Here is a 13,457-nt window from a genome sequence, read left to right on the forward strand (position 1 = left end):
GCAGTCCTTAGCCTCGGGAATTTCTGTTGTGATTTGACCTAACCGCTTGGCCCCGATCATTCAAGCGTATCCGGCATCCCGCCGGTGGTCAGATCGAGATAAAGTGTCCGCGCCTCGCTGGCGGGGCCGCGCCGCTCGCCGGAGGCGACCACCTCGAGCGCCAAGACCCGTCCGGCCGTCGCGACCGTGATCTGGTCCCCCGCGCCGACGAGGCGCGCGGGTTTGTTGCAGGGAGCGCCGTTCACCCGCACTCCGCCGGACTGGATCCGGTCGGAGGCGAGTGTACGGGTCTTGAAAGCCCGGATATGGAAGAGCCAGCGGTCCAGCCGGATCCGGTCTTCGCTCACGACTTGTTCTTGAGCGCCGCGAGGATTGCGAAGGGGCTATCGGGGTCCATCGGCTTTTCGGCACGAGGCGGACGCGCCGAGAAGGATTTGGCCCCCTCGTTGCCGTTGTTGCCGCCTTTGGCGTGACGCGGGCCTTTGCCCTTGCCGCCCTGCTCGCCGTCCTCGTCGCGACGACGGTTGCCGCCGCCGTGACGCGGCTTGCCGCCCTGACCTTGCGAACGCTCGCCGCGATCACCGCGCTCCCCTTGGGCGTCGCCACCCTGGGCATTGCGGCGCGGACCGCGCGGACGCTGCTGCTGTTCGCCTTCGCCCGACTGGTTCTGGCCCTGCGGACGACGGTTCTGGCCGCCACGCGGACGCGGAGCCCAAGTGAAGCTGTAGAAGACTTCCATCTCGACCGGCGCGGCATCGGCTTCGGCAACCGCCTCTTCGACGACTTCACCGGCAGCGATGGCCGCTTCCTGTTCGGCCGCCTTGCGCAAAGCCTGTTCGGCTTCCCATTTCGCACGGGTTTCGGCCTGAAGGACGCTTTCCTCTTCGGTCAGCGGCAGGTTCGGATCGATCGGATCGGCTTCGACCTCGGCAGCAACAGCCGCCTCGGCACGGGCCTTCGGGCGCTCGCCTTTTTCGGCGCGGTAGCCGAGGCCACCCATCAGCGTCGCGAATTGCTCCAGCGTCATGCCGGTGATCGAGAGCATGTCCGGCGTCGCCTCGAAACCGCCGCGGCTGTCTTGCGCGCGCAGCATGTCGGCCAAACGCTCGAGCATGTCGATGCGGATCGCACGGTCGCCCGCCGCGTGATAGCCCGAAAGCGTGTAATAGCCTTTGGGGACATCGGGCAGGTTCGGGATGGTCACCAGACCGGGCGGCGGGCTTTCGGGGAATTCCGACAGATCCTGATCCAGACCCCAAAGCACCAGACGCAGACGGGTCGGCGCGGGCTTCAAAAGCGCGGGCAGGAAGATCGTATACTGACCGAAACGGACGCCGTGTTTGCGCAGAACGCCACGGGCTTCCTGATCGAGATCCTTGACCTCGTTCGCGACCTGTTCGCGCGGCAGAACGCCAAGCGCCTCGACCAGACGGAACGCGAAGCCGCGGGCCAGACCGGTCAGGGTCTCGTCGTTTTTCAGCGCGAGCAGCGCCTCGAAGCCAGTTGCGACCTTGCGGTCGATGAAGTGCTGAAGGCGACGCTTGACCTTCTCTGCGATCTCGGGACCGGCTTCCTCGTCAACGAAAGCCTCGACCTGCGGTTTCAGCGGTTCGGAGCCCTTCACGAGCTTGCCGATCGCCGAGCTGCCCCACATCAGGCCACCCTGTTCGGTGAAGTCCAGCTCGGTATCGGGCGCGTTGTAGAAACGGTCCGCACGCAGGTGGAATTCCGGCTTCAAAGCCTCATATGCCGCGCGGGTCAGCGTCCGTGCCTCATCCCCCGATGCTGACGGATCTGCTTGAAAGCGAAACCCTTCCAGTCGTCCGGCGAATTCGCCCTCGACTGTCACTTCGCCCTTATCATTCACCTCGGCCACAAGGCTCTCCTTCTGCTTGAGCCGGCGCAAGAGCACTGATGTGCGCCGGTCCACGAATCTTTGCGTCAAAGCCGCATGCAACGCATCCGACAGGCGGTCTTCTACCGCGCGTGTCTCGTTCCGCCAATGGCTTTCATTGCGAACCCATCCCGATCGTTGAGCCACATAGGTCCAGGTCCGGATGAAAGCGAGGCGTTTGGACAGCGTGTCGATGTCGCCGAGCGGGTTGTCGATGCGCTTGATCTGGTTGGCAAGCCATTCCTGCGGAATGCCGCCTTCGAGCAGGAATTCGAAGATCCGTGCGAGCAATGTGCTATGCTCTGCTGGTGAAATGCCGCGAAAGTCGGGAATACGGCAGGTGTCCCACAGCAGTCTGACATCGCTGCCGCTGTTCACCCGCGCCCGGATTTCGGGCATTTCGCGCAGGGCCCTGAGCGCACGCAGATCGTCGGCCTCGCGGCCGCGCATCAGCCATTCGGACGAGGTCGGCGCCTCCAAAGATTGCAGCAAACGGTCGAGCGTTCCGTATTCGAGGGCGTGATTTCGCCACATCAAACGCTTGATCGGTGCGAAACGGTGATTCTCTATCGCATCGATCAGGCCGGGATCGAGCATCTCGGCCTCGCCGGTGACGCCGAAGGTGCCCGCTTCGGTGAAGCGGCCGGCGCGGCCCGCGATCTGGCCCATTTCATGGGGGAAAAGCGGACGCATGCGGTGGCCGTCGAATTTGTCGGTGGCCGAGAAGGCGACGTGATGGATATCGAGGTTGAGCCCCATCCCGATCGCATCGGTCGCGACGAGAAATTCGACATCGCCGTTTTGGTACATCTCGACCTGCGCGTTGCGCGTGCGCGGCGAGAGCGCGCCCATAACCACCGCCGCCCCGCCCTTCTGGCGGCGCAAAAGCTCGGCCATCGCATAGACGTTGTCGACCGAAAAGCCGACGATCGCCGAGCGACGCGGCATGCGCGACAATTTTTTCGATCCCGCCCAGCTCAGCTCGGAAAAGCGGTCGCGATGGAGAAACTGCGCCCCCGGCACCAGAGCCGCAATCGCCGGACGCATCGTATCCGAGCCCAGAAGCAGGGTTTCGTGAATGCCGCGCGCGTTCAAAAGCCGTTCGGTAAAGACATGGCCGCGCTCGGGGTCGGCGCAAAGCTGGATCTCGTCGACCGCGACGAAATCGGCGCCGACATCGGGCATGGCCTCGGTGGTGGCGACCCAATATTGCACCTTGTCGGGGATGATGCGCTCTTCGCCGGTGACCAAAGCCACGACGCGTGCCCCGCGTTTGGCGACGATGCGGTCATAGACCTCGCGCGCCAAAAGCCGCAAAGGCAGGCCGATAACGCCGGTGCGATGGGCCAGCATCCGTTCGATCGCGTAATGCGTCTTGCCGGTATTGGTTGGCCCCAGCACTGCCGTGACCCGTGAATTGTTCTGCATTGTCAGGCGTCCGTGCCGGCGGCTTTCTGCTCGAGCCGAGTGACCGCGTCGACGGCTTCTTGCTGGTGCGGATTGATCTTGAGACTTGCCCGATAGGCGTCGAGCGCGCGTTTGTCATCCCCGGTCTCTTCCAGCATCCCGCCCAATTGCGTCAGCGCGATGAAATGGCGCGGCTCGAGCTGGAGCGTCATGCCGAGATCGGCGACCGCGGGGCCGAACTCGCCGTCGAGATAATAGGCCACCGCCCGCAAATACCAGCCACTCGCGAAATCGGGGGCGTGATCGGTCAAAGCCGTCAGATGCCCGATGGAGGCCGCGAGATCACCGGCATCAAGGGCCTCCTCGCCGCGCTTGTAGAGCAAATCCATCGCGGCAGATCCCGAACGCGACCAGATGCGCTGGATATCGGATTGGGCGCGGATCCAGGCATCGCCCTCGGGGGCTGCGAGCTCGGCGAAAAGCTGGTCGATATCCTGCGCACTGGGAGCTGCGGCTGCGGGATCGGCCGCGACATCATTGGTGCTGCCGAAATCGCCAGCAAGCCCTTCGGCATCGGGGTCCGGTTCGGGCAGAAGATCGGGCAGATCCTCGGGCTGGATTCCGTCGGGCAGCATTTGCCCCTCGGAGGGCGGCGGCAGCTCCACAAAGGGCAGCTCGCCCTCGGGCGTGGCCTCCTGAACCGGCACCAGATCCGACGTGCCCGACCTCTTGGCGGTTTCCTCTGAAACGGCGACGCTTCCGCTTGCCATTCCCAGACAAATCGCGAGGCTGAATGCCGTCAGGGCAGAGTGGAATTTGCAAGCAATCTGTCGCATAAGACCTATGTAATCGTTTGACGGAATTTATTCCAGAGAAAGCCGGAAGGATCGCCTAAATGAGCAAAGTTGTGGATGCAGCAGTCGAAGCGCTGTCGAAGAAGGTGCAAAAATTTGATTCGACGGCGAAATTCGTCATCACCGACGAAGGTGCGATCATCATCGACGAAAACGGCGTGCGCGCGGGCGACGAAGAAACCGATGTCACCCTGACCGCCAGCCGTGAAACCTTCGAAGGCATCCTCGACGGTTCGGTCAATCCGACCATGGCCTTCATGACCGGCAAGCTGAAAGTCGAAGGCGCGATGGGTGTCGCCATGAAACTGGGCGCGCTTTTGTCCTGAGGACATTCGTGGCACCCGCCCCGTTCAGCACGCTTCCCGGGGACCAGCTTCCCCGGGCACGCGCCTTCTGGCTGCGCGCCGAAGACGGAATCCGCCTGCGTGCCGCCCATTGGCCCGCGGCAACCGAGCAATTGGGAACGGTGCTGCTGTTTCAGGGCCGCGCCGAATATCTCGAGAAATACAACGGTGTCGCACAGGCGCTCAACGAGGCGGGCTATGACGTCCTCTCGCTTGATTGGCGCGGTCAGGGCCTCTCGGACCGGCTGATCGACAATCCACATCTCAGCCATATCGCCGATTTCGCCGATTACCAGCGCGACGTGCTGGAGCTGGTGGTGGCCGCCGGAGAGCTCTCGCTGCCCCGGCCCTGGCATCTTCTGGCCCATTCGATGGGCGGCGCGATCGGCTATGCCTCGCTTCTGGACGAATTGCCGGTGGTCTCGGCGGTGTTTTCCTCGCCGATGTGGGGGATCAACACCACGCCCTATCCGCTTTGGTCGATTCGCGGCTGGGCCAAGCTCGGCCGCCGGATCGGAGGCGGCAGCAGGCATTGCCCCGGCTCGGGCGGCGACCAGCCGATGGTGCTGCATCACTCTTTCGCCGAAAACAATCTGACCGGCGACGGTTTGCGCTGGGGCCGTCTTGTCGCCGAAACCGACAACTGGCCCGAGCTGACCCTTGGCGGCGTCACTTTCGACTGGCTTGATGCGGCGATCCGCGAATGCGACCGCATCAGGACGATGCCGCTGCCCGCCCAGCCCTGCCTGATCGCGATGAGCCCCAAGGACAAGGTCGTGAGCCCGCGCGCCATCCGCGCCCGCGCCTCCGGCTGGCATGACGGCGAATTGCTCGAGATCGACGGCGCGCGCCACGAGCCCCTGATCGAGCGCGCACCGCTCCGGCGTCATTTTCTCAATGCCTTGATCCGTCATTTCCGCTCTGTGGGTTGAAGACCGGCGTCGGAGAGGTCAAATCTTGGTCAACTGAAAGGACCCGAGATGACGTTTTCCGCCTCTTTCTTCCCCCTTGCCGCAATGGCTTACGGCCGCGACGCGCTGGCACGCGACAAGGACGCGGGTGCAAAACCCTCCGATGCTGCCGCCGATCTGGGGCAATTGCCCGATTGGGATCTGGGCGATCTCTACCCTGCCCCCGACGCACCGGAACTGGCCCGCGACATCGCCGCGCTTGAAACCGCAGCCGCCAGCTTTGCCGCCGATTACGAAGGCCGCCTCGACACCCTCGACGCCGCCGAAATGCTGGCCTGCATCAGGCGTTATGAAGACATCAGCGTGACCGGCGGGCGCATCATGTCCTATGCGGGCTTGCGCTATTACCAAAACAGCACTGATGGCGAGCGCGCCAAAATGCTGGGCGACCTGCAGGAAAAGATCACCAACTTCACGACGCCGCTGGTCTTTTTCTCGTTGGAATTCAACCGCATCCCTGATGATGTTTACGAAGCGGTCTTTACCGCCGAAAACGGCCCGAGCCGCTACAAGCCGGTCTTTGACCGCATGCGCGCGATGCGGCCCTACCAGCTTTCAGACGAGCTGGAAAAATTCCTCCACGACAATTCGGTCGTCGGTGCCGCCGCATGGAACCGCCTTTTCGACGAAACCACGGCCGGTCTGACCTTCGAGGTTGACGGCGAGACCCTCGGCATCGAGGCGACGCTGAACCTTCTGACCGACCACGACCGCGCCAAACGCGAGGCCGGCGCGCGCGCCCTCGCCAAAGTCTTCGGCGAGAACGTCAAGCTTTTCGCCCGCATCCACAACACCCTCGCCAAGGAAAAGGCGATCGAAGACAAGTGGCGCAAAATGCCCAGCCCGCAATTCGGCCGCCACCTCTCGAACGATGTCGAGCCGGAAGTGGTCGAGGCTTTGCGCAATGCCGTCACCGCCGCCTATCCGCGCCTGTCGCACCGCTATTATGCGCTGAAAGCGAAATGGCTGGGCCTCGAGAAGATGCAGGTCTGGGACCGCAACGCACCGCTTCCGACCGAGACGCCGCGCACCATCAACTGGGCCGAGGCCGAGGCGACCGTGCTGGACGCCTATGCCGGCTTCTCGCCCGATCTTGCGGCTTTGGCCAAACCCTTCTTCGACAAGGGCTGGATCGACGCGGGCGTCAAACCGGGCAAAGCCCCGGGCGCTTTCGCCCATCCGACCGTCGTCACGGTTCACCCCTATGTCATGCTGAACTATCTGGGAAAACCCCGCGATGTCATGACCTTGGCGCATGAACTTGGACATGGCGTCCACCAGAGTCTCGCCGCCGCTCAGGGCGAATTGCTGGCCTCGACCCCGCTGACCTTGGCTGAAACCGCCTCGGTCTTCGGCGAGATGCTGACCTTCCGCGCGCTGCTGGCCAAGACCACCGATCCGGTCGAGCGCAAGGGGCTTTTGGCAGGCAAGGTCGAGGATATGATCAATACGGTCGTGCGCCAGATCGCTTTCTACGACTTTGAAAGCAAGCTTCATGCCGCCCGCGCAGAGGGCGAACTGACACCCGAGGACATCAACGACCTCTGGATGTCGGTTCAGGCGGAATCTTTGGGTCCGGTCTTTGAATTCATGCCGGGCTACGAGACCTTCTGGTCCTATATCCCGCATTTCGTCCATTCGCCTTTCTACGTCTATGCCTATGCATTCGGCGACGGACTGGTGAACGCGCTTTATGCCGCCTACGAGGGCGGTCTGCCCGACTTCCAGTCGAAATATTTCGACCTGTTGAAGGCCGGCGGATCGAAACACCACAGCGAATTGCTGGCGCCCTTCGGGTTGAACGCTGCCGATCCGGCCTTCTGGGACAAGGGTCTGTCGATGATCGAGGGCTTCATCGACGAGCTCGAGGCAATGGAAGCTTGATCCGGCTCGAGCCCATCTCGCACGAGGATCTGGACCGCGTCGCCCATGTCGCGGTCCACCCCGATCAAGAGCCGTTCTGCGGCTCGATCGGGGAGCATTTCTCGAACCTGAACCCCGATTTCGATTTCCATATCGTATTGCGGGACGAAAAAGTGGTCGGCTTTTTCAAAACCGACCGCGCTTTCCACAAAAGCTATCCTTTCGCCCGCGACGGCGAAATCGGGGTGCGCGGCGTGATGATCGACGCTTCCGAACAGGGCAAGGGCACCGGCAAGGCTGCGATGGCCGCGCTGCCGGCCTATGCGGCGGCACTTTATCCGGCCGCCACGGGGCTGGTCCTGTCGGTCAATATCGTCAATCCCGCGGCCCGTGCGGTCTATCTTGCGGCGGGTTTTGTCGACCACGGAGAGCTTTACCACGGCGGCAATCTCAGCGCGCAGCATGTCCTGCGCCTGCCGCTTGTTCCATCCGACCCAACCCTTCCTTGAAAGGCGCCCCATGAGACTGTTGCGACGTCTTCTCGCCCTCGTCCTTTTGCTCGGAATTGCGGCATTGGCCGCCCTTCTGGTCTGGGGCCCCGTCGTGGTCGAGAAAAGCCGCAACCGCCTCACGACGCCCCCCGAGGGCTGGCCGGTCAGCGCCGAGGCCGAGGCGCTGCACCAGCGCCTGACCATCGGCGATCTCCATGCGGATTCGCTTTTGTGGGACCGCGACCTGCTGGAACGCGCGGATTACGCCCATGTCGACATTCCGCGCCTGATCGAAGGCAATGTTGCGGTGCAGGTCTTTGCCGCCGTCACCAAAAGCCCGCGCAGCCAGAATTACAGCCATAACAGCACGGATGCCGCCGACAACATCACCCCTCTGGTAATGGGCCAGCTGCGCCCGCCGACCACATGGAACAGCCTGCGCGCCCGCGCGCTCGATCAGGCCGCCCGTCTTGGCGCCTATGCCGCCGAGGCCCCCGACAGCCTTGTCGTGATCCGTTCCAAAAGTGATCTTGCGACGCTGCTTGCCGCACGGGCGGGCGGTGCCAAGACCGTCGGCGGCCTTCTCGCGACCGAAGGCGGCCATCCGCTGGAAGGCCGGATCGAGAACCTGCGCCTGCTCTATGATGCCGGTTACCGCATCATCGGCATCACCCATTTCTTCGACAACGAGCTCGGCGGCAGCCTGCATGGCGAGGGTGGCTCGGGCAACGGGCTGACCGGTTTCGGGCGCGAGACCATCGCCGAGATGGGCGAGCGCGGCATGATTGTCGATCTCGCCCATGCCTCGCCGCAGGTGGTGCGCGACGTGTTGGCGATCCCGCGCGTGGTGCCGATCTTGTCCCATACCGGCATTCACGGCCATTGCCCGAGCCCGCGCAATCTCGACGACGACCTACTGAAGGGAATTGCGGCCAAAGGGGGGATCGTCGGGATCGGCTATTGGTCCGATGTCGTTTGCGGTCAAAGCCCCGCCGATATCGCCCGCGCGATCAGTGCCGCGATCACCCTTCTGGGCGAAGACCACGTCGCGCTCGGCTCGGATTACGACGGCTCGGTCGATGCGCCTTTCGATAGCGCCCATCTCGACGTGCTGACGCAGGCGCTGATGGACGAGGGGCTGGGCGAAGACCAGATCGCCAAGGTCATGGGCGGCAATATGATGCTTTACCTTGCCGCCCGCCTGCCCGATTAAACCTCTTTGACCCAACGCCGGACTTGCCCGAACCGCCGGCTCCGGCCTAATTGGTCACGACATCATCGCGAACAGGCCCGAAAGCCGAGAGGATCTCCATGCTGACCATTCACGGCGTTACCCGCTCGCGCGCCTCGCGGCTGATCTGGCTTTGCCACGAAGCGGGACTCGACTTCCGGCAGGTGCCGGTCATTCAGGCCTACCGTTTGGGCGACGCCGAGGCGCCCGATGCGCCGCTCAACACCCGCAGCCCCGAATTTCTGGCGCTTTCGCCCGCAGGCGCGATCCCCGTCTTGCAGGACGGCGACCTGACGCTTTCGGAATCCTTCGCCTGCACACAGTATCTGGCGCGCAAATACGGCAAGGATCTCGGTCCCCGCAACGAGGCCGAAGAAGCGCTCATGCTGCAATGGTCCTTTTACGCGGCGACCATGATCGAGCCGGATGCGCTCACCATCCTTTTCCTGCACAAACCCGGTCCGAACCAGTCCGGCGAGGATCAGGCGCTGATCGCCAATGCCGCCGAACGGCTGGTGCGTCCGCTCAAGGTGCTTGAAGATCACCTCTGCGCCCACCAGTTTATCGTGTCGGACCGCTTTACGGTGGCCGATCTCAACACCGCCGAGGTTCTGCGCTACGCCCAAGGCTTCGGCCCTCTGTGGGAGGCGTTCCCCGCCGTCAAAGGCTGGCTGACCGCCTGTCAGGACCGCCCCGCCTTCCGCAAAATGTGGCAGGAGCGCCTGCAGGAGCCCGAATAGGCCAACAACGGCTAGCGGGTAGCAGCCCTGACGCCACTACCCCTTGCCCAGTGCCCGACGCGCGTGAGATAAGCAGCAAATCAAAACAAGAGCAGTATTCCGATGGCCGACGATTTCTTCCCCACAGCTGAAACGGCAAGCAATGCCTATTCCGCCGCCTCGATCGAGGTGCTGGAGGGGCTGGAGCCGGTCCGCAAACGACCGGGCATGTATATCGGCGGCACCGATGAACGCGCGCTCCACCACCTTGTCGCCGAGATCCTCGACAACTCGATGGACGAGGCCGTCGCCGGTCACGCCAGCTGGATCGAGGTCGAGCTTCTGGCCGATTACAGCGTCGTCGTGCGCGACAACGGCCGCGGCATTCCCGTCGATCCGCATCCGAAATTCCCCGGCAAATCCGCGCTCGAAGTCATTCTCTGCACGCTGCACGCCGGCGGCAAATTCACCGAAGGCGCCTATCAGACCTCGGGCGGTCTGCACGGCGTCGGCGCATCGGTGGTGAATGCGCTTTCCGATCTCATGGTGGTTCAGGTCGCGCGCAACCGCGAGCTTTGGGAACAGCGCTTCTCGCGCGGGATCCCGCAAGGTCCGGTCGAGAAAATCGGCGCGGCCCCGAACCGTCGCGGCACGACCGTGACCTTCCATGCCGACGAACAGATTTTCCACGCGCACCGCTTCAAGCCCGCGCGCCTGATGAAGATGATCAAATCCAAGGCCTATCTTTTCTCGGGCGTCGAAATCCGCTGGAAAACCGAAATCGACGACGGCGAGACCCCGCTCGAGGCGACCTTCCATTTCCCCGGCGGTCTGGCCGATTACCTGACCGAGGTTCTGGGCAAATCCTCGACCTATGCCGACCGGCCCTTTGCCGGTTCGGTCGATTTCATGGAGAAGTTCCAGACCCCCGGCAAAGTCGATTGGGCGATCAACTGGACGCCCGCGCGCGACGGCTTCATCCAGAGCTATTGCAACACGGTCCCCACCCCCGAGGGCGGCACCCACGAGGCGGGCTTCTGGTCCGCGATCCTCAAGGGCGTGCGTGGTTACGGCGAGTTGATCAACAACAAAAAAGCCGCGCAGATCACCCGCGAGGATCTGGTGGTCGGCGGCAGCGCGCTGGTCTCGTGCTTCATCCGCGAGCCGGAATTCGTGGGCCAGACCAAGGACCGTCTGGCCACGGTCGAGGCCGCCCGTCTGGTCGAAGGCGCGGTGCGCGACCATTTCGACAATTGGCTCGCTGCCGATACCAAATCGGCAGGCGCGATCCTCGATTTCCTGATCCTGCGCGCCGAAGAACGTCTGCGCCGCAAGCAGGAAAAGGAAACCCAGCGCAAGACCGCCACGAAAAAGCTGCGTCTTCCGGGCAAGCTGGTCGATTGCTCGGCCACCAACCGCGACGGGACCGAACTGTTCATCGTCGAGGGGGACTCGGCAGGCGGCAGCGCCAAAATGGCGCGCGAACGCACCTCGCAGGCGCTTTTGCCGCTCAAGGGCAAAATCCTGAACGTGCTGGGCGCGGCTTCGTCCAAGCTCGGCTCGAACCAGGAGATTGCCGATCTTTGTCAGGCGCTCGGCGTCGGGATGGGCACGAAGTTCAACGTCGACGATCTGCGCTACGACAAGGTCATCATCATGACCGATGCCGATGTGGACGGCGCGCATATCGCGTCGCTTCTGATGACGTTCTTCTTCACCCAGATGCGGCCGCTGATCGACAAAGGGCATCTCTATCTCGCCTGCCCGCCGCTCTACCGCCTGACGCAGGGCGCCCATCGCATCTATGTCTCGGATGATGCCGAGAAAGAGCGCCTGATGGAGAAAGGCATTGGCGGAAAAGGAAAAATCGACGTGCAGCGCTTCAAGGGTCTGGGCGAAATGGACGCCAAGGACCTGAAAGACACGACGATGAACCCCAAGACGCGCAAGCTGATCCGCGTCTCGATCGACGACGAGGAAGGCGGCGAGACCGGCGATCTGGTCGAACGGCTGATGGGCAAAAAGCCCGAGCTGCGTTTCCAGTACATTCAGGAAAACGCACAATTCGCCGATGCCGAAGAGCTGGATGTCTGAGCCAGACCACAATCAGGGCGCGTGCAGCCAGCGCGCGCCGCTGTCCCTGACCGACGACCACATCCGCCGCGTGACCCGTTGTGTCGCGGGACATCTGCACGACCCCGCCTGGCGGCTTTTGGACGACGAGGATCTCGACCGGCTTGCCGCGCGACTGATCGGCGGGCGCTCCGGCCCCATTCCGGTCTTTGCCTATGGTTCGCTGATCTGGAACCCCGGATTTGCTGTTGGCGCGCGCAAACGTGCGACGGCGCCGAACTGGCACCGGCAGTTCACCATCCCGCTGACCCATTTCCGCGGCTCGCCCGAAACGCCGGGCCTGATGCTGGCGCTGGCTGCGGGCGGGCAATGCGAGGGGCTGATCCTCGAAATCGAGCGTGGCACCGAGGCCCAGTCCCTGCGCGCCATCCTGCGCCGCGAGCTTGTCGCCCACGAGCTTGCCGCCAATGCCCGCTGGATCGAGGTCGAGACCGCGCAAGGGATTCAGGAGGCTTTGACCTTTTACGCCGATCCCGTTGATATTGATTTGGAATTTCTGCCACTGCCCGAGCAGGCTCTGCGCCTTGCCCATGCCAACGGCCCCGCCGGATCGGGCAGCGAATACCTGCTGCGCACCGCCGAGGGGCTCGCCGCCGCAGGCATTCACGATGCCTATATCTGGCAACTCCAAGCCCTTGTTGCCGCCGAGATCGACCGCTGGTGCCTTGTCGAAGGCGCGCGCTGATGGGCGCGGCTTTGCACGCTCTCGGGCTCTACCTGCTGGCCGCTTTGGCCGAAATCGCGGGCTGTTTCGCCTTTTGGGCCTGGCTCCGCATGGGGCGCCCGATCTGGTGGACCTTGCCGGGCGTGGCGGCGCTGATCCTCTTTGCATGGCTTTTGACCCGCATCGACACCGACTTCGCCGGCCGTGCCTACGCAGCCTATGGCGGGGTCTATATCCTCGCATCGCTTGGCTGGCTATGGCTGATGGAGGGGCACCCCCCCTCGCGCTGGGATGTGATCGGCGGGGCGATCTGCCTGATCGGCGCGGGCGTGATCTTGCTGGGCTCGCGGGGGTGAAACGAGCCAGTCCCTAGAATTTCAGGCCCACGCTGAAATCCGCGCCGTCCTTGCCGATGCCGAAGCTGGCCGCGCCAAAGGAAAAGCCGATCAACGCGCCGGTCCAGACCTGTTTCGGCGTGTGCTCGCCCGCATGGACGCGGCTATAGGCGGCCAGTCCCGCCGCGCCATAGGCGGCAGCACCCGCCCAAGGCTGGTCGTCGAAGCATTTGCCCGCGAGATCGGCCGCGCCAAAGGCCGCGGCGGCAGCATGGCCCGAGGGAAAGCCCCGCCCCTCGCCGCTTGGACGCCGCCCGATCGGGGCGTCGCCGTAAAAATGCTTCAACGCCAGAACGAGGCCCGCCTGAAGCGCACCGCGCACCGCGAAATCCTCGAACCGGCCCTGATCGGCCGCGCAGACGGCGGCGGCTAGCGGAAGGCCGTATTTCATGCCGGTCCCGAAGCTTTCCAAAGGATCGGCGGCAGCTGGCAGAACCGTTGCCGCAACCGTCAAACCTGCCGCCAGAACGCCCCCCGCGCGACGCACCCTC

Annotated in this window: 13 protein-coding genes; 9 read left to right on the forward strand and 4 right to left on the reverse strand. The window is 63.7% G+C overall.

Annotated elements, in window-relative coordinates; all coding sequences use genetic code 11:
* Positions 1–56: 56 nt before the first annotated feature.
* The 3 genes from ACFFUC_RS06330 to ACFFUC_RS06340 are packed head-to-tail and all read right to left on the reverse strand — an operon-like array spanning position 57 to position 4,071.
* Complete coding sequence (locus ACFFUC_RS06330) at positions 57–347, reverse strand: RNA-binding S4 domain-containing protein (RefSeq protein WP_377684581.1); 291 nt, start codon at positions 345–347, stop codon at positions 57–59.
* A complete protein-coding gene (locus tag ACFFUC_RS06335; RefSeq protein ID WP_377684584.1) occupies positions 344–3,322 on the reverse strand; it encodes a helicase-related protein in 2,979 nt (992 codons plus the stop codon). The genes ACFFUC_RS06330 and ACFFUC_RS06335 overlap by 4 nt, the downstream gene beginning before the upstream one ends.
* A 2-nt stretch (positions 3,323–3,324) precedes the next feature.
* The gene (locus ACFFUC_RS06340; protein ID WP_377684586.1) at positions 3,325–4,071 is read right to left on the reverse strand and encodes a tetratricopeptide repeat protein; all 747 of its coding nucleotides are present in this window, start codon (positions 4,069–4,071) and stop codon (positions 3,325–3,327) included.
* A 125-nt stretch (positions 4,072–4,196) separates the two neighbouring features.
* Here ACFFUC_RS06340 and ACFFUC_RS06345 point away from each other — a divergent pair, with 125 nt between their 5' ends.
* From ACFFUC_RS06345 to ACFFUC_RS06385, 9 genes are all read left to right on the forward strand, one after another.
* The gene (locus ACFFUC_RS06345; RefSeq protein WP_377684588.1) at positions 4,197–4,481 is read left to right on the forward strand and encodes an SCP2 sterol-binding domain-containing protein; all 285 of its coding nucleotides are present in this window, start codon (positions 4,197–4,199) and stop codon (positions 4,479–4,481) included.
* A gap of 8 nt (positions 4,482–4,489) precedes the next feature.
* Positions 4,490–5,431: an alpha/beta fold hydrolase gene (locus ACFFUC_RS06350; protein ID WP_377684590.1), complete on the forward strand. Its 942-nt coding sequence runs from the start codon at positions 4,490–4,492 to the stop codon at positions 5,429–5,431.
* Between the two features lie 84 nt (positions 5,432–5,515).
* Positions 5,516–7,354, forward strand: coding sequence for a M3 family oligoendopeptidase (locus tag ACFFUC_RS06355; protein ID WP_377684757.1), 1,839 nt, complete (start codon positions 5,516–5,518; stop codon positions 7,352–7,354).
* Positions 7,351–7,842 carry a GNAT family N-acetyltransferase gene (locus ACFFUC_RS06360; RefSeq protein WP_377684592.1) on the forward strand — a complete coding sequence of 164 codons (492 nt, stop codon included), beginning with the start codon at positions 7,351–7,353 and terminating at the stop codon, positions 7,840–7,842. The genes ACFFUC_RS06355 and ACFFUC_RS06360 overlap by 4 nt, the downstream gene beginning before the upstream one ends.
* 10 nt (positions 7,843–7,852) lie before the next feature.
* Positions 7,853–9,037, forward strand: coding sequence for a dipeptidase (locus ACFFUC_RS06365; RefSeq protein WP_377684594.1), 1,185 nt, complete (start codon positions 7,853–7,855; stop codon positions 9,035–9,037).
* 98 nt (positions 9,038–9,135) lie between these two features.
* The gene (locus ACFFUC_RS06370) at positions 9,136–9,795 is read left to right on the forward strand and encodes a glutathione S-transferase family protein (RefSeq protein ID WP_377684596.1); all 660 of its coding nucleotides are present in this window, start codon (positions 9,136–9,138) and stop codon (positions 9,793–9,795) included.
* A gap of 102 nt (positions 9,796–9,897) precedes the next feature.
* The gene (gene parE, locus ACFFUC_RS06375; protein ID WP_377684598.1) at positions 9,898–11,868 is read left to right on the forward strand and encodes a DNA topoisomerase IV subunit B; all 1,971 of its coding nucleotides are present in this window, start codon (positions 9,898–9,900) and stop codon (positions 11,866–11,868) included.
* A complete protein-coding gene (locus ACFFUC_RS06380; protein WP_377684600.1) occupies positions 11,861–12,592 on the forward strand; it encodes a gamma-glutamylcyclotransferase in 732 nt (243 codons plus the stop codon). The genes parE and ACFFUC_RS06380 overlap by 8 nt, the downstream gene beginning before the upstream one ends.
* The gene (locus ACFFUC_RS06385) at positions 12,592–12,927 is read left to right on the forward strand and encodes a YnfA family protein (protein WP_377684601.1); all 336 of its coding nucleotides are present in this window, start codon (positions 12,592–12,594) and stop codon (positions 12,925–12,927) included. Before ACFFUC_RS06380 ends, ACFFUC_RS06385 begins: the two co-directional genes overlap by 1 nt.
* 13 nt (positions 12,928–12,940) lie before the next feature.
* Here the strand turns inward: ACFFUC_RS06385 and ACFFUC_RS06390 are convergent, their stop codons facing one another.
* Positions 12,941–13,453, reverse strand: coding sequence for a phosphatase PAP2 family protein (locus ACFFUC_RS06390; protein WP_377684603.1), 513 nt, complete (start codon positions 13,451–13,453; stop codon positions 12,941–12,943).
* Positions 13,454–13,457 lie beyond the last annotated feature (4 nt).

Origin of the sequence: Paracoccus cavernae (assembly GCF_042430175.1) — a bacterium.
Classification (GTDB): Bacteria; Pseudomonadota; Alphaproteobacteria; order Rhodobacterales; family Rhodobacteraceae; genus Paracoccus; species Paracoccus cavernae.

Bases quoted from the DNA above. Each gene is read 5' to 3' on its own strand.
- ACFFUC_RS06340 (WP_377684586.1), bottom strand. From the start codon at position 4,071: ATGGCAAGCGGAAGCGTCGCCGTTTCAGAGGAAACCGCCAAGAGGTCG.
- ACFFUC_RS06380 (WP_377684600.1), top strand. From the start codon at position 11,861: ATGTCTGAGCCAGACCACAATCAGGGCGCGTGCAGCCAGCGCGCGCCG.
- ACFFUC_RS06385 (WP_377684601.1), top strand. From the start codon at position 12,592: ATGGGCGCGGCTTTGCACGCTCTCGGGCTCTACCTGCTGGCCGCTTTG.
- ACFFUC_RS06355 (WP_377684757.1), top strand. From the start codon at position 5,516: ATGGCTTACGGCCGCGACGCGCTGGCACGCGACAAGGACGCGGGTGCA.
- ACFFUC_RS06370 (WP_377684596.1), top strand. From the start codon at position 9,136: ATGCTGACCATTCACGGCGTTACCCGCTCGCGCGCCTCGCGGCTGATC.
- ACFFUC_RS06365 (WP_377684594.1), top strand. From the start codon at position 7,853: ATGAGACTGTTGCGACGTCTTCTCGCCCTCGTCCTTTTGCTCGGAATT.
- ACFFUC_RS06345 (WP_377684588.1), top strand. From the start codon at position 4,197: ATGAGCAAAGTTGTGGATGCAGCAGTCGAAGCGCTGTCGAAGAAGGTG.
- ACFFUC_RS06335 (WP_377684584.1), bottom strand. From the start codon at position 3,322: ATGCAGAACAATTCACGGGTCACGGCAGTGCTGGGGCCAACCAATACC.
- parE (WP_377684598.1), top strand. From the start codon at position 9,898: ATGGCCGACGATTTCTTCCCCACAGCTGAAACGGCAAGCAATGCCTAT.